21 protein-coding genes and 1 tRNA gene are annotated in these 24,301 nt (G+C 31.6%); 16 read left to right on the top strand and 6 right to left on the bottom strand.

Translation table 11 applies throughout. The annotated features are described in order from the left end of the window. Positions 1-23: 23 nt before the first annotated feature. Genes folP through ACVC08_RS08355 form a run of 5 tightly spaced genes read left to right on the top strand, consistent with a single transcriptional unit; the run spans position 24 to position 3,147 of the window. Positions 24-845 (top strand): dihydropteroate synthase, encoded by an 822-nt coding sequence (folP, locus tag ACVC08_RS08335; protein WP_452601694.1) that lies wholly within the window; start codon positions 24-26, stop codon positions 843-845. Further along, a complete protein-coding gene (locus ACVC08_RS08340) occupies positions 845-1,510 on the top strand; it encodes a hypothetical protein (protein ID WP_452598421.1) in 666 nt (221 codons plus the stop codon). The genes folP and ACVC08_RS08340 overlap by 1 nt, the downstream gene beginning before the upstream one ends. 34 nt (positions 1,511-1,544) lie before the next feature. Further along, positions 1,545-2,333, top strand: coding sequence for a diadenylate cyclase CdaA (cdaA, locus tag ACVC08_RS08345; protein WP_452598422.1), 789 nt, complete (start codon positions 1,545-1,547; stop codon positions 2,331-2,333). Positions 2,334-2,335: 2 nt separating this feature from the next. Then, positions 2,336-2,647, top strand: coding sequence for a DUF3667 domain-containing protein (locus ACVC08_RS08350; protein WP_452601695.1), 312 nt, complete (start codon positions 2,336-2,338; stop codon positions 2,645-2,647). A gap of 50 nt (positions 2,648-2,697) precedes the next feature. Next, positions 2,698-3,147, top strand: coding sequence for a hypothetical protein (locus ACVC08_RS08355; RefSeq protein WP_452601696.1), 450 nt, complete (start codon positions 2,698-2,700; stop codon positions 3,145-3,147). Between the two features lie 17 nt (positions 3,148-3,164). Here the strand turns inward: ACVC08_RS08355 and ACVC08_RS08360 are convergent, their stop codons facing one another. Next, entirely contained in the window at positions 3,165-4,931 is a 1,767-nt protein-coding gene (locus ACVC08_RS08360; RefSeq protein WP_452601697.1) for an ABC transporter ATP-binding protein, read from the bottom strand. A 25-nt stretch (positions 4,932-4,956) separates the two neighbouring features. Then, positions 4,957-5,703 (bottom strand): tRNA pseudouridine(38-40) synthase TruA, encoded by a 747-nt coding sequence (gene truA, locus ACVC08_RS08365; protein WP_452598425.1) that lies wholly within the window; start codon positions 5,701-5,703, stop codon positions 4,957-4,959. A 106-nt stretch (positions 5,704-5,809) separates the two neighbouring features. Between truA and ACVC08_RS08370 the strand changes: the two genes are divergently transcribed. Beyond that, entirely contained in the window at positions 5,810-6,304 is a 495-nt protein-coding gene (locus ACVC08_RS08370; RefSeq protein ID WP_452598426.1) for a metallophosphoesterase family protein, read from the top strand. A gap of 79 nt (positions 6,305-6,383) precedes the next feature. On the opposite strand, the gene ACVC08_RS08375 is transcribed toward ACVC08_RS08370, so the two are convergent. Next, positions 6,384-6,794 (bottom strand): DUF4293 domain-containing protein, encoded by a 411-nt coding sequence (locus ACVC08_RS08375; RefSeq protein ID WP_452598427.1) that lies wholly within the window; start codon positions 6,792-6,794, stop codon positions 6,384-6,386. Positions 6,795-6,982: 188 nt separating this feature from the next. Between ACVC08_RS08375 and rho the strand changes: the two genes are divergently transcribed. Continuing rightward, positions 6,983-8,764 carry a transcription termination factor Rho gene (gene rho / locus ACVC08_RS08380; protein WP_452601698.1) on the top strand — a complete coding sequence of 594 codons (1,782 nt, stop codon included), beginning with the start codon at positions 6,983-6,985 and terminating at the stop codon, positions 8,762-8,764. A 215-nt stretch (positions 8,765-8,979) separates the two neighbouring features. On the opposite strand, the gene rpsT is transcribed toward rho, so the two are convergent. The 3 genes from rpsT to proS all read right to left on the bottom strand — a co-directional run bounded on the left by rpsT (position 8,980) and on the right by proS (position 10,989). Continuing rightward, the gene (gene rpsT / locus ACVC08_RS08385) at positions 8,980-9,231 is read right to left on the bottom strand and encodes a 30S ribosomal protein S20 (protein WP_452598429.1); all 252 of its coding nucleotides are present in this window, start codon (positions 9,229-9,231) and stop codon (positions 8,980-8,982) included. A 31-nt stretch (positions 9,232-9,262) separates the two neighbouring features. Then, positions 9,263-9,334: transfer RNA gene (locus ACVC08_RS08390), tRNA-Glu, on the bottom strand. 176 nt (positions 9,335-9,510) lie between these two features. Next, positions 9,511-10,989: a proline--tRNA ligase gene (proS, locus tag ACVC08_RS08395; RefSeq protein ID WP_452601699.1), complete on the bottom strand. Its 1,479-nt coding sequence runs from the start codon at positions 10,987-10,989 to the stop codon at positions 9,511-9,513. Positions 10,990-11,090: 101 nt separating this feature from the next. Between proS and ACVC08_RS08400 the strand changes: the two genes are divergently transcribed. The 9 genes from ACVC08_RS08400 to secDF all read left to right on the top strand — a co-directional run bounded on the left by ACVC08_RS08400 (position 11,091) and on the right by secDF (position 24,017). Continuing rightward, positions 11,091-12,152 (top strand): hypothetical protein, encoded by a 1,062-nt coding sequence (locus ACVC08_RS08400; protein WP_452601700.1) that lies wholly within the window; start codon positions 11,091-11,093, stop codon positions 12,150-12,152. A gap of 47 nt (positions 12,153-12,199) precedes the next feature. Next, the gene (locus ACVC08_RS08405; RefSeq protein WP_452601701.1) at positions 12,200-13,717 is read left to right on the top strand and encodes an OmpP1/FadL family transporter; all 1,518 of its coding nucleotides are present in this window, start codon (positions 12,200-12,202) and stop codon (positions 13,715-13,717) included. A 117-nt stretch (positions 13,718-13,834) separates the two neighbouring features. Then, complete coding sequence (locus ACVC08_RS08410; RefSeq protein ID WP_452601702.1) at positions 13,835-14,422, top strand: hypothetical protein; 588 nt, start codon at positions 13,835-13,837, stop codon at positions 14,420-14,422. 867 nt (positions 14,423-15,289) lie between these two features. Then, positions 15,290-17,227 carry a DNA topoisomerase (ATP-hydrolyzing) subunit B gene (gene gyrB / locus ACVC08_RS08415; RefSeq protein ID WP_452601703.1) on the top strand — a complete coding sequence of 646 codons (1,938 nt, stop codon included), beginning with the start codon at positions 15,290-15,292 and terminating at the stop codon, positions 17,225-17,227. Beyond that, on the top strand, positions 17,220-18,185 hold the full coding sequence (locus tag ACVC08_RS08420) for a DUF6588 family protein (protein ID WP_452601704.1): 966 nt from the start codon (positions 17,220-17,222) through the stop codon (positions 18,183-18,185). The genes gyrB and ACVC08_RS08420 overlap by 8 nt, the downstream gene beginning before the upstream one ends. A 169-nt stretch (positions 18,186-18,354) precedes the next feature. Then, on the top strand, positions 18,355-19,281 hold the full coding sequence (mdh, locus tag ACVC08_RS08425) for a malate dehydrogenase (RefSeq protein ID WP_452596655.1): 927 nt from the start codon (positions 18,355-18,357) through the stop codon (positions 19,279-19,281). A gap of 136 nt (positions 19,282-19,417) precedes the next feature. Continuing rightward, positions 19,418-20,065 (top strand): DUF4412 domain-containing protein, encoded by a 648-nt coding sequence (locus ACVC08_RS08430; RefSeq protein WP_452601705.1) that lies wholly within the window; start codon positions 19,418-19,420, stop codon positions 20,063-20,065. A 168-nt stretch (positions 20,066-20,233) separates the two neighbouring features. Then, positions 20,234-20,860, top strand: a complete 627-nt coding sequence (locus ACVC08_RS08435; RefSeq protein ID WP_452601706.1) for a hypothetical protein — start codon at positions 20,234-20,236, stop codon at positions 20,858-20,860. Between the two features lie 130 nt (positions 20,861-20,990). Next, the gene (gene secDF / locus ACVC08_RS08440) at positions 20,991-24,017 is read left to right on the top strand and encodes a protein translocase subunit SecDF (RefSeq protein WP_452601707.1); all 3,027 of its coding nucleotides are present in this window, start codon (positions 20,991-20,993) and stop codon (positions 24,015-24,017) included. Positions 24,018-24,301 lie beyond the last annotated feature (284 nt).

Raw genomic sequence — 24,301 nt, forward strand, 5'->3', positions numbered from 1 at the left:
AAACAACGTCTATAACACTACAAATGACATTAAATTGCAACGGTAATTGTATTGACTTAAGTATGCCTAAAGTTATGGGTATTCTTAACGTTACACCAGATTCTTTTTTTGATGGAGGCCTCTATAAAAATGAAAAATCTATTTTAACTCAAGTTGAAAAAATGCTCCATGAGGGTGCTACTTTTATAGATGTTGGTGCCTATAGCTCTAAACCTAATGCAGAAACTATTTCTGAAACTGAAGAGTTACAGCGTATTCTACCCATTGTTAAACTTTTAGTAGCTACTTTCCCCGAAAGTGTATTATCCATTGATACTTTTAGATCTGAAGTTGCAAAACAATGTATTGAAGCTGGAGCTGCAATTGTGAATGATATTTCTGCTGGATTACTAGATATAAATATGTTAACTACTGTTGCAAAACTCAATGTGCCTTATATTATGATGCACATGAGAGGCACACCACAAAACATGCAACAGTTAACAAACTATAACGATATTTTTAAAACAATCCTTTTTTATTTTTCTGAACGCATCGCAGAAGCGAGACAACTGGGTATAAAAGACATGATTTTAGATCCTGGTTTTGGTTTTGCTAAAACACAGGAACAAAACTTTGAATTATTAAATGGTCTAGAAAGTTTTAAAATAGCTGGCTTACCTTTATTAGTTGGTGTCTCTAGAAAATCTATGATTTATAAAACATTAAATACAACACCAGCTGAAGCTTTAAATGGCACTACAGCTTTAAATATGGTTGCTTTGCAAAAAGGCGCAAAAATTTTACGTGTACATGATGTAAAAGAAGCTGTTGAATGTGTAGAACTATATAAACGCCTTAAATAATGAAACAGATATTATTAATTATTTTTTCTACTTTTTTAATAGCTTGTAATAATGAAAAACAGGTTTTACTTCCCCAAATACAAAATGCAGAAATTACAAAGGTTTTAGATATATCGCCTGCTTATATTTTTTATGATGAGACAAAAACTGATAGTGTAGAATTAAATAGTAAAAATTTAATTATTACAACAAATTGGTTAATTAATGTAGATAAGAGACTAACTCTTAAACAGGCTTTACCCTCTATTATTAAGTTGCAAAATAAAAAGCGTAATGCTAAAATGCATAAAAATGAACAAGCCAAAAATTATTTTACTTGTAATGACACTGCTATAAAAAATTTAGGATTCATTGATTTTACAGAAATACATTACTCGTATAACAAGAATGTAGATTTAAAAGATAATCACTCCTATTTACGTATAAACATTAACACATTGAAAGATATTAGCATTATTACGCCAAATAATAAAACAACTAACACTAATATAAATGATTTAACTAAAACTATTAACGCCATACTTGAAGGCACAGATGACAACATAATATTCTTTGCTTTTAATAAAGACTTAACGTTTCAAGATTATATAAGTATTAAGTCTGAACTATTAAAATTAAACACTACTAATTTTACAATTAGTAAAGATGAATTTATCTTTAATTAATTTAAATTTTTAAATTTACTGAAACACTTTTCTCTTGAAAGAACTTTTCGATAACATTTTAAACTTTAGTTGGATAGACATTGTAGATGTAGTATTAGTAGCACTACTACTTTACTATGTATATAAACTAGTACGAGGTACAGTAGCTATTAATATTTTTATTGGCATCGTTATTATTTATGTCATTTGGAAAATTACCGAAGCACTACAAATGCAATTACTAAGTAATATTCTTGGTGGTTTTATTAGTGTAGGAATGTTTGCTCTTATTGTTGTTTTTCAGCAAGAGTTACGAAAATTCTTATTAATGATAGGTTCTGCTAATATAGGTAGTAGGCGTAAATTTTTAAATCAGTTAAAGTTTTTAAAAACCGAAGGTGCATCTACAACAGATATAGAAACAATTATTGCAGCCTGTAATAAAATGGCATCCTCAAAAACTGGTGCTTTAATAGTTTTGGAGCGTAATAATAGTTTAGATTTTTTAGTTGATACTGGTGATGCTATGAATATTAAGGTTACACAGCCTATAATAGAAAGCATCTTCTTTAAAAACAGCCCTTTACATGATGGCGCTATTATTATAGAAAATAACATTGTAAAAGCAACACGTGTTATTTTACCCGTTAATAATGAAAAAAGAATACCTCAGCGTTTTGGTTTAAGGCATAGAGCTGCAGTAGGTATTACAGAACGAACAGATGCCATTGCTTTAGCCGTTAGTGAGGAAACAGGGCAAATATCCTGCTTTAAAAATGGTGAGTTTTTACCATTTAAAGATCATTTAGAACTTATTGAACTCATAAAAAAGGATTTAGATTAATAATGCTTTGTAAAAATTGTAAAACCTCGTTAAACGACGATATAAACTTTTGTTATAATTGTGGTGCAAAGGTTATTAGAAATAAACTTACATTTAAACATGTATTTGAAGATTTCAATGAACAGTTTTTAAATCTAGATAACAAGTTTCTACAAACATTCATTGCATTATTTATAACTCCAGAAGCTGTTATTGGAGGCTATATTAATGGTACACGTAAAAAGTATATAAATGCTATAAACTATTTTGCAATAGCCATTACTTTTTCTGGGTTACAAGTTTTTGTTTTAAGGCATTTTTCCCAGATGCCATAGACATCTCAGATTTTACAAGTGAGGACAATATAGGCCTATCTATGAAAATCATGAAATTAACACAAGAGTATAATTCCTTTGTAATGATGTTACTGCTACCCGCTTATGCATTAATGGCAAAAATTGTATTCTTAAAAAACAAAACCTTTAACTATACAGAGCTTTTAGTTGTATTCATGTATACCATTTCCCAAATGGCTATTACTGGAGTTATTATAATACTTACTTCTGCTACTTTAGGTTTCACTATGGGTAATGTTGTCTTTATATTTTTACCGCTTCAAATTTTATACTCAGCTTATTGTTTAAAACGTCTTTACGCGTTAAATCTTAAAAAGATAATCTTAAAAACATTGTTATTTTTAATTGTTTTTTCCGTTTTCTATTTATTAGCTATAATAGTATTCATGCTCATATTAATATTTGTGTATTATGTAGGTATGCATGAGTTTAAGGAAGCCATGGAACAAATGCAAAAGGCATCTATAACGTATCTTTAATTTTTAACACTAAATTATTAAGCTACATCTGCTTTAAAAAACTGTACTTCGTATAAGTTTTTATAGTATCCATTCTCATTTTGCAACAACTCATTGTGCGTGCCTTGCTCTACTATTTTACCAGCATCCATTACTATAATTTTATCTGCTTTTTGAATTGTAGCTAACCTATGCGCTATTACAATAGAAGTTCTTCCTTTTGTTATTTTATCAGTTGCATTTTGAATTAACTGTTCTGAGTAAGAATCTACAGACGAAGTTGCTTCATCTAAAATTAAAATACTTGGGTTGGTAACATAAGCTCTTAAAAAAGAAATAAGTTGCCTTTGTCCAGAAGATAACATTACCCCACGTTCTTTCACGTTATATTGATAGCCTTGCGGTAGGCTTATAATAAAGTCGTCTATACCTATATCCTTGGCAGCTTGCCTAACTTGATCTTCTGTAATTTCTGGATTATTTAAAGTTATATTATTTAAAATAGTATCTGCAAACAAAAATACATCTTGTAAAACTACTGCTATCTGGCTTCTAAGCGATGCTAGTGTTACAGTTTTAATATCTTTATTATCTATACAGATACTTCCATCATTAATTTCATAAAAACGGTTCAATAAATTAATAATCGTAGATTTTCCTGCTCCAGTTGCTCCAACAATAGCTATAGTTTCTCCTGCTTTTACATTAAACGATATTCCTTTTAAGACTTCCTCATCCTCCACGTAACTAAAATGCACATCTTTAAAAGTAATATCGCCTCTAAAATTTAAAACTTCTTGTTTGCCATCGTCATCAATTTGCGATGTTGTATCTATAATTTTAAAAACACGACTAGCAGCAACCATTCCCATTTGTAGAGAACTAAATTTATCTGCAATTTGTCGTAATGGTCTAAACAGCTTAGGAATCATCATAATAAACATAAACAACTCTCCTACTGTAGCGGTATCATATAAAACAACCATTAGCCCACCAGCCCAAACTACTAATCCTGAAGTTATAGACGATAAAAAATCTGCAATTGGAAAAAAAATTGAGTTGTACCAAATAGTTTTTAACCATCCTTTTTTATGTCTTTCATTTATTTCTTTAAACTTTTTTTGCTCCGTTGTTTCACGGGTAAATAACTGAAGTATTTTCATACCAGTAACACGTTCCTGAACAAATGAATTTAAGTTAGAGACTTCTGTTCTTACATCTTCGAAAGCCTTTTTCATGTACTTCTGAAATATCTTAGTTGCATAAATAACCATAGGCATAGTTACAAATACAATTAAACTCAGTTTAACGTTATTGGCTAACATAATAATACAGATTACTAACATTACCGTTAAATCTCTAGAAATCATAAATAAGCCTTGCGAAAAAATATCTGCAATACGCTCCATATCTGTAACGGCTCTTGTTATTAAAGTCCCTACAGAAGAATTATCATAATACTTCATTTTAAATTTAAGCATATGATTAAATAACTTAACTCTAATATCCTTAACAACACTTTGCCCTAACCAAGCTGCATAAAAAATAAAGAGAAACTGAAAAATGGTCTCTAAAAACAACATTCCTATCATTAAAAGTATGTAGAACAAAAAACCTTCTTCTTTTCCTAACTTAATATTATTATCTATAGCATGCTTTAAAATATAAGGAATAGACACACTTAATAAAGCTATAGCTACAACGGCAAAAAGTACGCCTACTAAAACTCCTTTGTATGGCTTTGTAAATTTAAACAAGCGCTTAAATAAAGTAACATCGAATATATTTTCTTTTTTTTTAGTCATCTTTTTATCTGTAAACTAGCTCTTTTTATTCCAAAAAGAAATTTTCCGGATACCCAACTTCTATCAAATATAATGCGTGAGCAGGAACAGAAAAACCAGCTTTACCTCTATTTTTAGATTGTATAATAGTATGTAACTCTTCTATTTCTACTTTACCAATACCTATATTAATTAAAGTACCAACTATTGCTCTTACCATATTACGTAAAAACCTATCGGCCTTAATAGTAAAACGAAGCTCATCATCCACTATAGTCCATTCAGCTTTCATTATATCACAATGATACGTTTTTACATCTGTATTAGATTTAGAAAAACATTGAAAATCTTTATAGTCAAATAAAATTTTTGTTGCTTTATTAAGTCTTTCTATATTTATTTTTGGCTTCAAGTAATAAGCTTGCTCGTAATTAAAAACATTTTTAGATAAAGCTATTCTATACAAATAGGTTCTACTAATTGCATCAAAACGTGCATGAGACTCTTCTTTAACTCTAAAAATATTACTAACCGCAATATCTTTTGGTAACAAAGCATTCAGCTTATAGATTACAGTGTCTATCTCTAAATTTGCTTCTGTATTAAAATGTGCATATAACTGTTTAGCATGTACGCCAGCATCTGTCCTACCAGCACCCATTGTAGAGATTGGTTCTTTTAATAAGATCGATAATCCTTTTTCTAAAACTTCTTGTACAGAAATAGCATTGGGTTGGTTTTGCCATCCATGATAAGCACTACCATTGTACGAAAGTTCTATAAAATATCTCAAGTAAAGCTTTATTTTTGTATTAAGAAGTACAAATATAATTGTTTTTTAATCCTTAGAATATCCTATTAACATAATTACAAGATTTCATCTTACTTATAGAATAAATATGAAAAAAATCCTTTTACTATCTGATACACACAGCCATATTGATGAGCATATAATAAAGCATGTAAAACAAGCTGATGAAGTCTGGCATGCTGGTGATATTGGAGACTTAAAAGTAACAGATGAAATAAAAAAATTAAAACCACTTAAGGCTGTCTATGGTAATATAGACGACCATAAAGCTCGAATAGAGTTCCCAGAACATAATAGATTTATGTGCGAAGGCGTAGATGTATGGATAACACATATTGGTGGCTATCCAAACAAATATAATGTAAATATTCGTGAAGCAATTACTTTAAATCCACCTAAGCTTTTTATTTGTGGCCATTCGCATATACTAAAAGTTATGCCAGACAAAAAACTAAACCTATTACACATGAATCCTGGTGCCGTAGGCCTGCATGGGTTTCACAAAGTTAGAACCATGCTTCGTTTTATAATTAACGGAAAAAAAATTGAGCAATTAGAAGTTATTGAATACCCTAGAAAATAATACTACCAAAATAGTAATTACAAAAAAACCCAAAGTCTTCACTTTGGGTTAACGCACTAATACTACTAAGATGATAGGTTTATCGTAATCTATCTACAGATTTTACAAGATCTTCGTCCTTTTTGATGGCCTTATTAGCCAATGCTAATAATACGATAGACGCAATAGGAAGAAACATCCCAATACCTTTCTCTGAAGCCGTAACTTCTCCAGGTAAATTTAGAGATTGATACACAAGTAATCCTAGTAAAATAAAGTTTAATATTATATTAAGTCGTCCCAACATAAATTGAGATTTCCTATTTTTAAACATGAAAATAGATACTAATGACAGTAAAGCAGATCCTACAAACAAACCAAAAATAGGCATTTCGTCTATAGCATAGACTTTAACATTCTCATTAGTTATCCAAATATGAAACATAAAAATTAACCCTCCAGATATTCCTGCGGCTAATAATAAGTATATAGTTTGTATACGTTGTAACATATATATTTGAAAAATTTGAGTTACAAAAATATAGTTTCTTTTATAATTTTAACTCAAAAAAATAAAATAAAGTTGTATAATTGCAATAACATTTTGCAATACACACGTTTGCAAGGGGTTAATTCTTCAGAATTACATTACAATTTCTTCGGAAAAAATTTCAACTCAAAATATTCAATTCAACATCAATGTTTGAAATATCACAATTAAAAGAAATGAAGCTTCCTGAATTACAGGACATTGCAAAGAAACTATCTATTCCAAAGTTTCGTTCATTAAAAAAATTAGATTTAGTTTACCAAATTCTAGATCATCAAGCAGCAAACCCAAAAGCTGTAGCAGAAGTCGCTAAAACAGAAGTCAAAAAGGAAGACAAACCAAAAAAAGCTCCAACTCAAAAAAGAGCTAGAGTACAAAAGACGGCTACAAAAACTGAAAGTAAAAAAACTGCAGAAAAGAAACCTGCTCAAGAAGCACTAGACTTTAAAGAAGAAAAAGCAGAAGCAAAAACTGAGAATAAATCTAGAGCAAAACGCCCTAGAACTTCTAAAAAAACAGAAGATAAGAAAGCACCTGCTGCTGCTGATAAAACAACTACTAGCACAAATACAGAAGCAAAAACGGATAACGAGGACCAGCAAAAGCCACAACAACAGAAACCTCAACATAAAAAACCGGTTCACAACCACCAGAATAAAAAGGACGAAAACAATAATAATCAACAAAATCGTTCAAATAAATCTAGTAACAACAATCTAAACCAAAATAAGAACCAAAATAAAAATCAGAACAAAAACAATGGTAATAACGGTAATAAGGATAATAGAAACCGTTACCGCGAGCCAGACTTTGAATTTGATGCCATTATAGAAAGTGAAGGGGTTTTAGACATCATGCAAGATGGATATGGTTTTTTACGCTCATCAGATTATAACTATTTATCATCACCAGATGATATTTATGTATCACAGTCTCAAATTCGCTTATTTGGATTAAAGGTTGGTGATACCGTTTTAGGAAACGTAAGACCACCTAAAGAAGGCGAAAAATACTTTCCGCTTATTAAAGTCAATAAAATAAATGGTCAAAGCCCAGATGTTGTTAGAGATAGAGTATCTTTTGAGCATTTAACGCCATTATTCCCTCAGGAAAAATTTAATATTGCAGAAAGACAAAGCACTATTTCTACTCGTATTATGGACTTGTTTGCTCCTATTGGAAAAGGACAGCGTGGTATGATTGTATCACAACCAAAAACAGGTAAAACAATGCTTTTAAAAGATGTGGCAAATGCTATTGCTGCTAATCATCCAGAAGTATATCAAATGATTTTACTTATAGATGAACGTCCAGAGGAAGTTACCGATATGCAACGTAATGTACGTGGTGAAGTTATTGCTTCTACTTTCGATAAAGAAGCACATGAACACGTAAAGATTGCTAACATTGTATTAGAAAAAGCTAAACGTTTAGTAGAATGCGGACATGATGTTGTTATTTTATTAGATTCTATTACGCGTTTGGCAAGAGCATATAACTCAGTACAACCTGCATCTGGAAAAATATTAAGTGGTGGTGTAGATGCTAATGCATTACACAAACCAAAACGTTTCTTTGGAGCTGCTCGTAACATAGAAAATGGCGGATCTTTAACCATTATAGCTACTGCTCTTACAGAGACAGGCTCTAAAATGGACGAAGTTATTTTTGAAGAGTTTAAAGGAACAGGTAATATGGAACTACAATTAGATAGAAAAATATCTAACCGTAGAATCTTCCCTGCTATCGATTTAACATCATCAAGTACACGTCGTGATGATATATTGTTAGACGACAATACCGTACAACGTATGTGGGTAATGCGTAAATACCTAGCAGACATGAACCCTGTAGAAGCAATGGAATTTATAAACCAACGTTTTAAACAAACTAAAAACAACGAAGAATTTTTAATCTCTATGAACGGTTAAAACAACACAAGTTGTTTACTAATAAAAAAGTCTTTCTGAAATTCTCAGAAAGACTTTTTTATTATAAATCATTAATAGGTACACTATAAACTTACCTCACGCTTTACCTATAAATAAAATACTGTATAAATATTCACTTTCACTCCATCAAAATATAGAGCATAAAAAAACCTATTGCGTTAACAATAGGTTTTTCTAAATATAAATTTAAATAATTATATAGCTGCAACGTGCTTTGTTAAACCTGACTTTAGGTTAGCTGCTTTGTTAGCATGTATAATATTTTTTTTAGCTAATTTATCTAACATAGACACTACTGATGGTAATAAAGCCTCAGCTTCTTTCTTATCAGTTAACTCACGTAATCTTTTAATAGCATTACGAGTAGTTTTGTGCTGATATTTATTTCTTACGCGTCTAGTTTCGTTACTTCTAATTCTCTTTAACGCTGACTTATGATTTGCCATTTGTTCTTATTCTTTCTTTATTAAAAAATTGTAGCCCGTAGGGGAATCGAACCCCTCTTACCAGGATGAAAACCTGGCGTCCTAGCCGATAGACGAACGGGCCATTTATTTTTGAGTGTGCAAATATAAAACTTATTTTAAAACTCACAAAAGTTTTTTTTATTTTTTTTACTTGCTATACTTTTCAAATAACTTACAATGTTTCCATTGCGGATGCAAAAATACAACTATTTTTGAGTGTTGCAAGCACTAAATGAAAAAATTTAAAAAAAATTTCATTTAGTACGCTTTTGCAAACAATACTCTACGTTTTGAAGGCTTACCAGAATACACACAGACACCTTCTTTTACATCTCCTTCTAAAGGAATACAACGAATGGTTGCTTTAGTAATTTCCTTTATTTTATCTTCTGTTTCCATTGTACCATCCCAATGTGCTGAAACAAAGCCTCCTTTGCCTTCTAATACCGTTTTAAATTCATCAAACGTATCCACTTCTGTTGTATGCTCAGTTCTGTAATTAAAAGCTTTCTTAAATAGCGCGTCTTGAATTTCCGTCATTAAACCTTCCACTTTAGCTGTTAAAGCCTCTAAAGCAACAACCTCTTTTGTTAGCGTATCTCTTCTTGCCAGTTCTACTGTTCCGTTTTCTAAGTCTTTTGGTCCTATAGCTATACGTAAAGGCACACCTTGTAATTCGTGCTGTGCAAACTTAGCACCAGGACGATACGTTGTTCTATTATCAAATTTAACAGTAATATGCTTACTTCTTAAATCTTTCATTATACCATTAACAACCTCTGTAATTTCAGCTAACTGCTCTTCTGTTTTATATATAGGTACAATAACGACTTGGTTAGGAGCTAAATTTGGAGGTAATACTAATCCTTTATCATCACTATGCGTCATAATAAGTGCTCCCATTAATCGTGTAGAAACACCCCAAGAAGTTGCCCATACATAATCTTGTTTACCTTCTTTAGATGTAAACTTAACATCAAATGCTTTTGCGAAGTTCTGCCCTAAAAAGTGAGATGTTCCTGCTTGCAATGCTTTCCCATCTTGCATTAAGGCTTCTATACAATACGTTTCATCTGCACCTGCAAAACGCTCACTCTCAGTTTTCACACCTTGCACTACAGGAATAGCCATAAAGTTCTCAACAAAAGTTGCGTACACATTATTCATTAATTTAGCTTCATCTAAAGCTTCTACTTTAGTGGCATGCGCCGTATGTCCCTCTTGCCATAAAAACTCTGCTGTACGTAAAAATAAACGTGTTCGCATTTCCCAACGAACTACATTTGCCCATTGGTTAATTAATAAAGGTAAGTCTCTGTAAGATTGAATCCATCCTTTATAAGTATTCCAAATAATAGCTTCACTAGTAGGTCTAACTACCAACTCTTCTTCTAACTTCGCTTCAGGATCTACTCTTAATTTCCCTTCTTTATCTGGGTCATTTTGTAATCTATAATGTGTAACTACTGCACACTCTTTAGCAAACCCTTCTGCATTTTTTTCTTCGGCTTCAAATAAACTTTTAGGCACAAATAATGGAAAATATGCATTTTGATGCCCTGTTTCTTTAAACATTCTATCTAATTCTGCCTGCATTTTTTCCCAAATAGCATAACCATAAGGTTTTATTACCATGCATCCTCTAACCGCCGAATTCTCAGCTAAGTCAGCCTTTACAACGAGTTCGTTATACCATTTTGAGTAATCCTCTGCTCTACTCGTAAGTTTTTTGCTCATATTCAATGTTTTGGCACAAATATTGTGACTATGTTAAAAAAATAAATAGTTCGACAAAACTAACTATTTTTGTTATGTTCAACAATTAAAATGAAAGAGATATGAGATTTATTAACTACTTACAAAAGAAAGTACCAACTTTAGCTATTATTGGATTAACATTAGGACTTACATCGTGTGGTTCTTACCAATATGTTGGTCAAGATACAGATGGCATTTATGATTCTTCTGAAACTACTGTTGAACGAACAGAAGAAACAGCTCCTAATGAATCCACTGCATCTAATGGCTATTATCAAAACTACTTTAAAGAAAAATCTCAAGAACTGGAATTAGCTGAACAAGAAAGCGAAATATTTACAGATGTAGACTCTTACCAAGGTGATTACACCGAAGAAGAAAGAACTGTTAGTAACAGTACTGGTTATGCAGGATGGGGCGAGTCTAGTAGCGATGTAACAATTAACGTATATAACACTGGTTTTAACACATGGAATAGACCATGGGGTTGGAACAATTGGGGATGGAATAGATGGAACCGTTGGAATAGCTGGGGTTGGAATGCAGGCTTCGGATGGGGAGATTGGGGTTGGAATACTGGTTATGGATGGAATAACTGGGGTTGGAATGCTGGCTTTAATAACCCTTACTGGTGTCCTCCTTACGGATACGGAAATGCTTATTACGGATACAATTACTACGGAAGAAATGGACATAGAGGCTTAGCATATACATCTGGAAGAAGAGGTTACTTAGGTAGACAATCTGTATTAGGAAAACGCTCTAACCTTTCAAGAAGCACAAGAACTAGAACTAGCGCAACACGCTCTTCTTCAACGCCAAGAACAAGACAAGTTGGAAGAGATTCAAATACACGTACAAGACCAAATTCTGGAACTAGAGTAAGACCATCTTCAGGTACAAGAGTTCGTCCAAGTTCTTCTGGAACTAGAGTAAGGCCATCTTCAGGCACAAGAGTTCGCCCAAGTTCAGGCACTAGAGTAAGACCATCTTCTGGCACAAGAGTTCGTCCAAGTTCAGGAACTAGAGTAAGGCCGTCTTCTGGTACAAGAACGCAAAGATCTAGCAGATCTTTTAGCGCTCCAAGAAGTTCAAGTTCTTCTAGAGCTACCAGAGGAGGAAGTTCAAGAAGAAGAAACTAGAATTCAAAAAAAAAAAAAATACACGATTAAGACATTAAATTAATTATATGAAAAAGTTAATATTACTATTCATAGGTATCTTATCTATGCCTATAATTAGCGCTCAAGACATTAATGACGCATTAAGATATAGTAACGGAGACATACAGGGAACGGCACGATATCGTGCATTAAGCGGAGCATTTAACTCATTGGGAGGTGATTTAAGTGCTATAAGCTTAAACCCTGCTGGCTCCGCTATATTTAATAATAGTTACGCATCAGTTTCTCTGTCTAGCTACAATAATGATAATGAGACTTCTTTTTTTAACGGAAGAAACAATTCTTCAAACTCAGATATTTCCCTACAACAAGGAGGAGCTGTTTTTGTTTTTAAAAATTATAAAGAAGATTCAAATTGGAAAAAAGTAACATTAGGCATTGCTTATGATAATACAAAAAACTATAATGACGATTGGTTTAGTTCTGGCACAAATACAACATCTATAGATCGTTACTTTTTAAATAACGCTCAAGGCCTAAGACTAGATCAAATCTCTGCGTTTGATGAAGAAAGCACATCAGATGCTTATGTTCGTATTGGAAACACTTATGGTTATGTAAACCAACAAGCCTATTTAGGATATGACTCTTATATATTAGAACCTGAAACATTAGATGATGATAATACGGTATATAACTCCAACATTGCCGCAGGAAATTTTAATCAAGAGTACAATTATGCCGCTACAGGTTATAATGGAAAAATAGCCTTTAATATAGGAGCACAGTATACAGATAACTTATACTTAGGTTTAAACTTAAATTCTCATTTTTTAAATTATGAGCGTACTACCTTTTTATATGAAGAAAATGCTAATGCTGGATCTGTTGTTACCCAAGTAGGTTTTGAAAACAACTTATCTACTATTGGTAGAGGATTTTCGTTTCAGTTAGGAGGTATATATAAAGTATCTAATGCTTTACGTTTAGGACTATCTTACGATTCACCAACATGGTTAAGCATAGAAGAAGAAACTACACAATATATAGAAACTTTAAGAACAGAAGGAGGTTCAGATGTTTTACAAATTGTAGATCCACAAATTATTAATATTTTCCCTAGATATAGACTACAAGCTCCAGGAAAAATAACAGCAAGTTTTGCCTATATTTTTGGACAACAAGGTTTAATTAGTTTTGATTATTCTCGTAAAGATTACAGCAATACTAAATTCAAACCAACGTCTGACACTTATTTTGCTTCACAAAACGCTATTATTAGTAATAACTTGCAAGCCGCAGCGACTTATAAAGTTGGTGGAGAATACAAAATAAAAAACTTTAGCTTAAGAGGTGGATATCGTTTTGAAGAAAGCCCATATAAAAACGAAACCACTATTGGTGATTTAACTGGCTATTCTTTAGGCTTAGGGTATAATTTTGGCAACACTAGATTAGATTTAACCTACGATCAAGCTAAACACTCTACAAATTACCAACTGTATAACACAGGACTTACTGATGCTACAACTATAGATAATACAAACTCTAACATTACTTTATCTCTAGGCTTTAGGTTATAAAAAACATAAAATACAAGTACAAGCAAAAGACTATAACAAAAACTGTTATGGTCTTTTTTTTGTCTTTACAAATAGTACTAGCTTATATTTGTGTATACAGAACTTAAAACTATAACTATGAAGCTCATATTAAGTTTAATATTATTCTCTAGTCTATCTTATGCCCAAAACAACAATTGGGCTAAATTAAAAAAATCTGCACACGCCATAGGTTTCTGTATTTATAATATTAATGAGGCTTATTGCAATGAACATAAAGCCATTTTAAATAAACACGAAGGAGAGGAAGATGAAGAAGTTCATTATTTTTTAATGAAAGAAAAATGGGCAAAAAAGAGAATAACAGATTGGGCCCAACAGCAAAAAAGCCACGCAAAAACACATATATTACTCTTCGACATTAATCAAGGTTTCAAGTATAAAAATAAATTGAATAACAAAAAGATTAATAATAGATTTTATATTATTGACTTAAAAGATCAATTAATTTTAAAAATAGGTTACAAAAAATACAACATAACGATTTCTAATAATAAACCTAACATACTGGAAAACTCATTGTGGCGAGAGTTTATGTCTGGACGATTAGGACTTCTAAAAAAAAGAATAGAGTTTAATGCATTTTCTAAATCGAAACCAAACAGACATTTAAAAAAATTTAAAAAACATTTTATATCCTACAGAACTAATCTATTAAAACAATAACAAAAAACACACCTTCTATTAAAAAGGTTAGAGAAATAAAAAAGTTTCTATAAATTTTATAAACTATTAGTACTTCTATTGTAAATGCCAACATATCTTCTAAAATAATTTATGAAGAAGAAGAAGAAGAAGAAGAAGAAGAAATATACCATTTTATAAAAAATACTACTCGTTCCTCAAGAAACATTCCCTTACCCCTATTCCAAAACTTAAATTGAATTGTTTTCGTACAACTAAATATTAAAAATATACGTACCCAATTAAATAACATCAAACAAAAACTTTACAATATTTATAATTTTAGGATTGCATATACTCGTTTTTATATCAATTCTTTTAGTATTTGTAAGTGACACTATTGTCAATGACTTTTAGAAGAAAAAATTAATACGTATAAGAGATAGTATTCCCAATCTATCTAAATTAAAACACATAGAAAACACCATCGCCTATTGTTTCCTTTACGCTATAGATAAAGTTATAACATACAGAAATAGTGTTCTAAAAACAGAAACAACCCCACATTATAAATAGCTATTGTTATGGATAAAAACAAAGCATTTTCTTTTAAACAATGACTAGATTTATAATAAACATCTGTATTTTTCAATATCAAATTAGCCTCTCTATGCTATTTCTACCAATTTTCAATACGGCTGCTTATAAAAAAACACCTAAAATCCAATATAAAGGTCTTTTTAAGCGATTTAAGCCCATTTTAAGAAATTAACAATTGTTAATAAAAAGAGACCAAACCACTTAAAAAGCTTAAAAAAGCTATGATAATATTGTATATTTGTTTGTACTCGAAAAGATGCAATGTTGCATCTTTTTATGTGTAAAAAACAAACTAATAATATAACATTTATGAGCGAAGAAAATAAGCCACAATATTCGGCGGATAGTATTCAGGCATTAGAAGGAATGGAGCATGTACGTATGCGTCCTTCCATGTATATTGGAGATGTAGGTGTAAGAGGATTACACCATTTGGTATATGAAGTAGTAGATAACTCTATTGATGAAGCATTAGCAGGGCACTGTAATAACATAACTGTAACCATAAACGAAGATAACTCTATTACCACAGAAGATGACGGACGTGGTATACCTGTAGACCTTCATAAAAAAGAAGGTATTTCTGCGCTGGAAGTTGTAATGACAAAAATTGGTGCTGGTGGTAAGTTCGATAAAGACTCCTATAAAGTATCTGGAGGACTTCATGGTGTTGGTGTTAGTTGTGTTAATGCATTATCGGCACATTTAAAAGCAACAGTATTTAGAGAGGGAAAAATTTGGGAGCAAGAATACGAACGTGGAAAATCTCTTTACCCTGTAAAAGCTATTGGAGACACAGACAAAAGAGGTACTACAGTAACGTTTAGACCAGACCCAACAATATTTACGCAAACACTAGAGTATAACTACGATACTTTAGCTAGTAGAATGCGTGAATTAGCTTATTTAAATAAAGGAATTACAGTTCATTTAGTTGATAGAAGAACAACTAAAGAAGATGGTACTTTTGAAGGCGAAACATTCCATTCTGAAGAAGGTTTAAAAGAATTTATCAGATTTTTAGATGCAACTAGAGAACCTTTAATGAAAGATGTTATTGCATTTGAAGGTGAGAAAAATGGTGTTCCAGTTGAAGTTGCTATGATTTATAATACATCATACGCAGAGAACTTACACTCTTATGTAAACAATATTAATACACACGAAGGAGGTACACATTTATCTGGTTTCCGTCGTGGATTAACACATACACTTAAGAAATTTGCGGATGGTTCTGGAATGTTAGACAAATTAAAGTTTGACATTGCTGGAGATGATTTCCGTGAAGGGCTAACAGCAATTGTATCTGTAAAAGTAGCAGAACCTCAATTTGAAGGACAAACAAAAACTAAATTAGGAAACAGAGAAGTTTCTGCATCTGTAAGTCAAGCTGTTTCTGAAATGTTAGCAGACTATTTAGAAGAACATCCAGATGATGCAAAGACCATTGTTCAAAAAGTAATACTTGCTGCCCAAGCCAGACACGCTGCCCAAAAAGCACGTGAAATGGTACAACGTAAAACAGTAATGAGTATTGGAGGCTTACCTGGTAAATTATCAGACTGCTCAGAACAAGACCCCGCAAAATGCGAAGTATACCTAGTAGAGGGAGACTCGGCAGGTGGAACTGCAAAACAGGGACGAGATAGAGCTTTTCAAGCCATTTTACCATTACGTGGTAAAATTTTAAATGTTGAAAAAGCTATGACTCATAAAGTTTTTGAAAATGAAGAAATTAAAAACATTTTCACAGCCTTAGGAGTTACCATAGGAACAGAAGAAGACAGTAAAGCCTTAAACCTATCTAAATTAAGGTACCATAAAATTGTAATTATGTGTGATGCCGATATTGATGGAAGTCACATTGAGACACTAATTTTAACATTCTTCTTCCGTTACATGAAAGAATTAATTGAAAACGGACATATTTATATTGCTACACCACCTTTATATTTAATTAAACGTGGAGCAAAAAAGAGATATGCGTGGAACGATGAAGAACGTGCAGAAATTGTTTCTGAATTTGGAGAAGGCTCTAAAATTCAACGATACAAAGGTCTTGGTGAGATGAATGCAGAACAATTATGGGATACCACAATGAACCCAGAATTTAGAACATTACGTCAAATACACATTGATAATGGTGTAGAAGCAGATCGTGTATTTTCTATGCTAATGGGAGATGAAGTACCACCACGTAGAGACTTTATAGAAAAGAATGCAATTTATGCTAACATTGATGCATAAATTAATTTTTGTAATATTTTTATTGCCTGCAATGACACTAAGTCAAAATCAAGATTTAGACAATGTTGCAGGCGATTTAATATTCCTTACTGGCAATTATGTAGCACCCGCTGCACAAGCAACAACATACCAATCATCAGGAGGTTGGTACACTACTGCAAAGAAAAAGACACTTTGGGATTTAGAAATATCACTTCAAGCCAACGTATTATTTATCCCAAATAGCAAGCAAAACATTTTAGTAGAAGAATCTAATCTTACAAATTTAACTATTAAAGGAACCGAAACAACAACACACATCCCTTCTGCATTAGGCGGAAAAAGCAATGTTGTTTTTGAAGGCGTTATAAATGACAATACTTTTGAATTTGATGCTCCAGAAGGTTTAGACCAATCTTATGTTAATCATTACCAAGTTCAAGCGGGGCTAGGCTTATGGAAAGGCACAACTTTAATAAGTAGATATTCCCCAAAAATTAAAATAAATAAAACTCATTATCAAGTTTTTGGATTCGGATTACAACACAATATCTCTCAATGGGTACCTACATTAAAAGAATCATCATTTAATTTAGCAGGGCTAGTATCTTACTCAAATTATAATGTTAGTGACGAGTTTACTCCTGCTAATCTTGTTTTAGGAACCATAAATGCAATTAATGTAGAAGGAGAATCCTTACAATTTAATGTTTTGGCTTCAAAAAAAATAAAATCATTTGATATCTCTGCTGCACTAGGTATAAACATTAGCACTTTTACATATAAAATTGGAGGAAATGGAGAATTATTACTTTCCGTTTTAAATCAGGCATTAACAACCTTAGAGGATAATAAAACAAATTTCAAGGTAGATTTAGGAGTTAATTACAATTTAAACAACCTTTCTATAAATTCAATGCTAACTATTGGTGTTTATGCAAATGTTCTTTTTGGAGTTAACTACAATTTAAACATCTAAAGAAAATAAAATACACCTGTAATAAGTTGAGTATTAAAAATTAGAAGATATAACAAATAGTAAATTATTAGGAAACGTAAGGATAAAACCTTGCGTTTTTCAGTTTAAAAATGATAAATAATCACTACTTTTGCGATCATTAAAAACAATTACAATTAAAAGAAATAATATGAAAGTAACAGTAGTTGGAGCTGGAGCAGTAGGCGCAAGTTGTGCAGAATATATTGCTATAAAAAACTTCGCTTCAGAAGTAGTAATACTAGATATTAAAGAAGGTTTTGCAGAAGGTAAAGCTATGGATTTAATGCAAACAGCTTCTTTAAACGGTTTTGATACTAAAATTACAGGAAGCACAAGCGATTATACTAAAACAGCAAATAGTGATATTTGTGTAATTACTTCTGGTATTCCAAGAAAGCCAGGAATGACGCGTGAAGAATTAATCGGTATTAACGCTGGTATTGTAAAAATGGTATCTGCTAGTTTAATAGAGCATTCTCCAAATACAATAATCATTGTAGTAAGTAACCCAATGGATACAATGACCTATTTAGTACATAAAACTACTGGATTACCTAAGCATAGAATTATAGGAATGGGTGGAGCTTTAGATTCTGCACGTTTTAAATACAGATTAGCAGAAGCTTTAGAAGCACCAATAAGCGATGTAGACGGAATGGTTATTGGTGGACATAGCGATAAAGGCATGGTACCATTAACTGCTCATGCAACAAGAAACAGTGTAAAAGTATCAGAATTTTTATCTGAAGAGCGTTTAGAACAAGTAAAACAAGACACTAAAGTTGGTGGAGCAACATTAACTAAGTTATTAGGAACATCTGCTTGGTATGCACCAGGTGCCGCTGTTTCAGGATTAGTACAAGCTATTGCTTGCGACCAAAAGAAAATGTACCCTTGTTCAGCCTTATTAGAAGGAGAATATGGTTTAAATGACTTATGTATAGGAGTTCCTGTTATTTTAGGAGCAAATGGAATTGAAAAAATAGTTGAAATAGAATTAAGTGATGCAGAAAAAGCGCATTTAACAGAAAGTGCTGAAGGCGTTAATAAAACTAACGGATTATTAGAGCTATAATAAACACTCTAATTTCAAATAACAAAACCTCACTAGTCCTTACTTGTGAGGTTTTTATTTAAAAAAATAATTTATAATGTAACATTTTTAAAACTAGAAAGACTTACATTGTATGCGATTAATAAAAACAAATAAAATGAAAAAAGTATTTACATTACTAGCACTATCATTAACAGTTATGGTATCTGCTCAAAAAAAGATAACTGAAGGTGTTATTGTTTCTAAACAAACAATGTCTAGCGATAATGAGCAAGTTAAAGCTCAATTAGAAATGATGGGAGCTATGGAAACGACCACTTACTTTAAAAATGATAAAACAAGATCTGAGCTATCTAACCCTATGTCGGGAGATGTTGTAACAGTATCAAACGCTGAGAGTGTATTAGTATTAATGGACAATCCAATGCTAGGAAAAAAATACATGTTACAAAATGTAAAAGAAGCCGAAAAACAAGTACAAGATATACAAGTTACTCCTGGTACAGAGACCAAAACTATTTTAGGTTACGAATGTAAACAATATACAGTAGTTTTAAAACAAGATGCTGGAAACGTAGAAATGGAAATGTACACTACCGAAGATATCCCAGCTAGATCTCAACAAACTTCAATGGTAGCTGAAAAAGTTAAAGGATTCCCTTTATATGTTGTAATGAAAATGAGCCAAATGGGTACAAACATGGTTATAACAACAGAAGTTACAGACATAAAAAAAGAGACTGTAGCAGATGATAAATTTAACATGACACCTCCAGAAGGTTATGAAAAAATGGATGGTCAATAAGAAACACCTTCATTTGAATTAAAAAAAGAGCGACGATAATGTTGCTCTTTTTTAGTTATATCCTTAAAAACACCCTTTACATTTTAGCTTTTTAACACTCAATAATTTATAAATAATATAATTACTTAAAGACTATAGAAATACAGTCTTTATTTTTATATTTGGCGCATGAAAGCAAAATGGTATGTTAGTGCTTTAATTATAATCTTTACCCTACTTGGGGTACACAAAGAGCATATAACAATGCCAAATCAGCAGATTGTTTTACAATTTACTGATATTAAAACAGCATCTAGCGAGGTTGAAAAAACCTTAACTCTTGTTACCAAGCAGCTACAAGCCCTAGGAATTAATAACATTCAAGTAGAAGAACAAGGAAATAAACAGCTTAAAATCACATACTATAGCGATACAGATTCCAAAAGTATAAAGCAACTCCTTTCAAAAAACATCAGTTTAGATGTTAATCAATCAACTACAACATATAAGTATAAACAAGAATCTTCAAATACACCTAATAAAGATACTTCAAAAAACTACGATTTAGATGTATTTGATATTCAAAATGCTTCAGATGTTACTTCAGATTTAAGTAACAAATATGCATTTGAGCTTAAACAAGAATACGATCGTTCTTCAACACCAAACTTCAACACCTATATACCTGAAGTTTTAGTAGATGAAAAAAATCAACTTACAAAAGTTGCTTTAAAAATAAATAAAACTATTGCAATAGCAATAGATAATACTTCACATAACATTCCAGAAGTTAGAGCTGGACCATCTTTTATATAAGTAATTCCCTCAATCAAAAAAATTAAGAAAACAATTTCTTGATAAAATAATAGCTAAATAAAAGCTATAGAAATCACATATAAAAAAACATAAATAGTCAACTAAATTTGTTGACACAAACATTAGAAAAATGCAAAACAAAGGATTAATAAAACTCTTTGCACTTTTATTTGGATTGGTAAGTATTTACCAATTGTCTTTCACTTTTAAAAATAATTCTATAGAAAGTGAAGCAAACCAAGTTGCAGAAAGTAAATTCGACGCTTCAGTAGAAGGTAGGAAAAAGAAAGTAAGTGCCTATGAAGCTAAATATCTAGACTCTTTAGTTAATGATACTACAAAAGTATATTTAGGTAACACATACTCTGAAGTTAAGAGTAAATCTATGAAACTAGGTCTTGACCTTAAAGGAGGTCTAGAAGCTATTTTACAAGTATCTGTAAAAGATATCTTAATTGGTTTAGCTAACAACAGCCAAGACCCAACATTTAGAAAAGCTTTAGAAGACGCAGACGAGCTTCAAAAAAATGGACAAAACGATTATAAAGATGATTTTTATGCCGCTTTTGATGCCATTAAAGGAGACAAAACATTAGCTTCACCAGATATTTTTGCAACACGTTCTTTAGAAGACGAAATTCAAATAGGAACATCGGATGATGAAGTAAAAACAATTCTTTCAAGAAAAATAGACGAATCTATAAACTCTGCATTACAAGTACTACGTACTCGTATTGATCAATTTGGTGTAGCCTCTCCAAACATTCAACGTTTAGGTACATCTGGTCGTATTTTAGTGGAATTACCTGGTGTAAAAGATGTAGAACGTGCTAAGGAATTAATAACTAGTACTGCTGAGTTAGAATTCTGGGATGCCTATAAAGGAGCTCAATTTTACAAATACTTTGAAGATGTAAATACATTATTAAAAAATAAGCTAGAAGCTAATACAGCATCAGAGACCGAAGATGCAACCGCTCAGACAGATTCAACTCAAACAAAAGAGGAAGATGATATTATTGGTGATTTAACAGGAGAAGAAGACACTACTAAAAAAGCAATTAACCCTTTATTCGATTTAGTTAAAGCACCAGGTTACCAAAATGGACCAATAGTCTATAGTTTTGACATAAAAGACAAAGCAAAAGTACTTGAAATGATTGATAGCAGAGAAGCTAGAGCTCTATTACCTGCTGAACTTAAAAATGTAAAATTTGTATTTGGTAAACCAAGAAAAGATAGCGAATTAACAGAGTTATATGTACTTAAAGGTACTAGAGATGGTGTCCCACCATTAAGCGGAGGTGTTGTAGATGATGCTCGTCAATCATTCAACCAGGTTAACAAGCCAGTGGTAAACATGCAAATGAACCCTAAAGGTGCTAGAATATGGGAACAAATGACAAAACAAGCTAATCTTCAAGATAGCCAAATTGCAATTGTTTTAGACAATATAGTATATTCTGCTCCAGGTGTAAACACAGTTGGAGGAATTCCTGGAGGTAACTCTGAAATAGCAGGAGATTTTACACTTAATGAAGCTACCGATTTAGCAAATGTATTACGTGCAGGTAAATTACCTGCTAAAGCAGAAATTATTCAATCTGATGAGATTGGACCAACATTAGGTAAAGAAGCAATTGAAAGCGGAACAATGTCATTTATAATAGCATTAGTATTAGTACTATTATGGATGGTATTCTATTATGGTAAAGCAGGTTTATATGCAGATATAGCCATGTTATTAAATATTCTACTAATCTTTGGTATTTTAGCTAGTGAAGTTGTTTTAACACTACCTGGTATTGCTGGTATCGTATTAACAATTGGTATGTCTGTAGATGCCAATGTGCTTATTTTTGAACGTATTAGAGAAGAGCTAACTAAAGGAAAAGATCAAAAAACAGCAATTAAAGATGGGTTTAGTAATGCATTGTCTTCTATTTTAGATGCGAATATAACAACAGGTTTAACGGCTTTAATATTATTTATTTTTGGAACTGGACCGATTAAAGGTTTTGCTACCACATTATTAGTAGGTATCCTTACTTCATTATTCACAGCTATATTTATTACTAGGTTATTAATAGATTGGTATGCTGAAAAAGGAGGAAAACTAGATTTCTCTACAGGAATAACTAAAAACTTATTTAGAGGTATAGATGTAGCGTTTCTAAAAAAACGTAAAGTGGCATATATTATCTCTGGAGCATTCATCTTATTTAGCTTAGGATCTTTATTCACTAATGGATTGGACCAAGGTGTAGATTTTGTTGGAGGTAGAACATACCAAGTTCGTTTTGAACAAGATGTTAATGCAGCCGAAATCACAGATATTTTAGCTAGTCCTGAAGTATTTGAAAGTGCTCAAGCTAAAACATTTGGAGGATCTAACCAGTTAAAAATTACAACTAAGTATAAAATTGATGAAGCTTCAGAAGAAGTTGATGAAGAAATTAGACAGAAGCTACATACTGCATTACAACCTTACTTAAATGGAATGGATTATGCTAGTTTTACTGATAATTCTGAAAAAGATGCAGGATTAATGAAGTACTATAAAGTAAGTCCAACAATTGCAGATGATATTAAATCTGCATCATTCTGGGCTGTATTAGGTTCTTTAGTAGTCGTTTTCCTTTATATTTTATTCCGTTTTAAGAGATGGCAATTCTCTTTAGGAGCTGTAGCTGCTGTATTCCATGATGTATTAATTGTTTTAGGTGTATTCTCTTTATTATATAAAGTAATGCCTTTCTCAATGGAAATTAATCAAGCATTTATAGCCGCAATATTAACAGTAATTGGATACTCATTAAATGATACGGTGGTAGTATTTGATAGAATTCGTGAATTCTTCAATGAACACTCAGATTGGCCTTTTAATAAAGTCATTGACAAATCATTAAGTAGTACTTTAAGTAGAACATTAAATACATCTTTAACAACATTAGTTGTATTATTAGCAATCTTTATTTTTGGTGGAGATTCTATTAGAGGATTTATGTTTGCCTTAATTATTGGTGTAGTAGTAGGAACATACTCTTCATTATTTATTGCAACTCCAATTATGTATGATACTGTTAAGAGAGGTGATGCTACCGAAGCTCTTAAAAACAAAGTTAAAGAAGAAGATTCTGAGGAATTAGAAGCTTAAAACATAACTGATAAGAATTAAAATAATTAATTTTTATAAAAAACCTGAACATTAGTTATTCAGGTTTTTTTTATATCATTTTGTTATCTCTCATCTATAAGATTGATTAATAATCATTGGCTTCTTATTTTTATACATCAAAAAAATATACCTTACCTTACCTTACCTTACCTTACCTTACCTTACCTTACCTTACCTTACCTTACCTTACCTTACCTTACCTTACCTTACCTTACCTTACCTTACCTTACCTTACCTTACCTTACCTTACCTTACCTTACCTT

The organism is Pontimicrobium sp. MEBiC06410, from assembly GCF_053601615.1.

What these genes read in the sequence shown, in the direction of transcription:
- folP (WP_452601694.1), top strand. Translation starts at nt 24, where the DNA reads ATGACATTAAATTGCAACGGTAATTGTATTGACTTAAGTATGCCTAAA.
- ACVC08_RS08340 (WP_452598421.1), top strand. Translation starts at nt 845, where the DNA reads ATGAAACAGATATTATTAATTATTTTTTCTACTTTTTTAATAGCTTGT.
- ACVC08_RS08350 (WP_452601695.1), top strand. Translation starts at nt 2,336, where the DNA reads ATGCTTTGTAAAAATTGTAAAACCTCGTTAAACGACGATATAAACTTT.
- ACVC08_RS08355 (WP_452601696.1), top strand. Translation starts at nt 2,698, where the DNA reads ATGAAATTAACACAAGAGTATAATTCCTTTGTAATGATGTTACTGCTA.
- ACVC08_RS08360 (WP_452601697.1), bottom strand. Translation starts at nt 4,931, where the DNA reads ATGACTAAAAAAAAAGAAAATATATTCGATGTTACTTTATTTAAGCGC.
- ACVC08_RS08370 (WP_452598426.1), top strand. Translation starts at nt 5,810, where the DNA reads ATGAAAAAAATCCTTTTACTATCTGATACACACAGCCATATTGATGAG.
- ACVC08_RS08375 (WP_452598427.1), bottom strand. Translation starts at nt 6,794, where the DNA reads ATGTTACAACGTATACAAACTATATACTTATTATTAGCCGCAGGAATA.
- rho (WP_452601698.1), top strand. Translation starts at nt 6,983, where the DNA reads ATGTTTGAAATATCACAATTAAAAGAAATGAAGCTTCCTGAATTACAG.
- rpsT (WP_452598429.1), bottom strand. Translation starts at nt 9,231, where the DNA reads ATGGCAAATCATAAGTCAGCGTTAAAGAGAATTAGAAGTAACGAAACT.
- proS (WP_452601699.1), bottom strand. Translation starts at nt 10,989, where the DNA reads ATGAGCAAAAAACTTACGAGTAGAGCAGAGGATTACTCAAAATGGTAT.
- ACVC08_RS08400 (WP_452601700.1), top strand. Translation starts at nt 11,091, where the DNA reads ATGAGATTTATTAACTACTTACAAAAGAAAGTACCAACTTTAGCTATT.
- ACVC08_RS08405 (WP_452601701.1), top strand. Translation starts at nt 12,200, where the DNA reads ATGAAAAAGTTAATATTACTATTCATAGGTATCTTATCTATGCCTATA.
- ACVC08_RS08410 (WP_452601702.1), top strand. Translation starts at nt 13,835, where the DNA reads ATGAAGCTCATATTAAGTTTAATATTATTCTCTAGTCTATCTTATGCC.
- gyrB (WP_452601703.1), top strand. Translation starts at nt 15,290, where the DNA reads ATGAGCGAAGAAAATAAGCCACAATATTCGGCGGATAGTATTCAGGCA.
- ACVC08_RS08420 (WP_452601704.1), top strand. Translation starts at nt 17,220, where the DNA reads ATGCATAAATTAATTTTTGTAATATTTTTATTGCCTGCAATGACACTA.
- mdh (WP_452596655.1), top strand. Translation starts at nt 18,355, where the DNA reads ATGAAAGTAACAGTAGTTGGAGCTGGAGCAGTAGGCGCAAGTTGTGCA.
- ACVC08_RS08430 (WP_452601705.1), top strand. Translation starts at nt 19,418, where the DNA reads ATGAAAAAAGTATTTACATTACTAGCACTATCATTAACAGTTATGGTA.
- ACVC08_RS08435 (WP_452601706.1), top strand. Translation starts at nt 20,234, where the DNA reads ATGAAAGCAAAATGGTATGTTAGTGCTTTAATTATAATCTTTACCCTA.
- secDF (WP_452601707.1), top strand. Translation starts at nt 20,991, where the DNA reads ATGCAAAACAAAGGATTAATAAAACTCTTTGCACTTTTATTTGGATTG.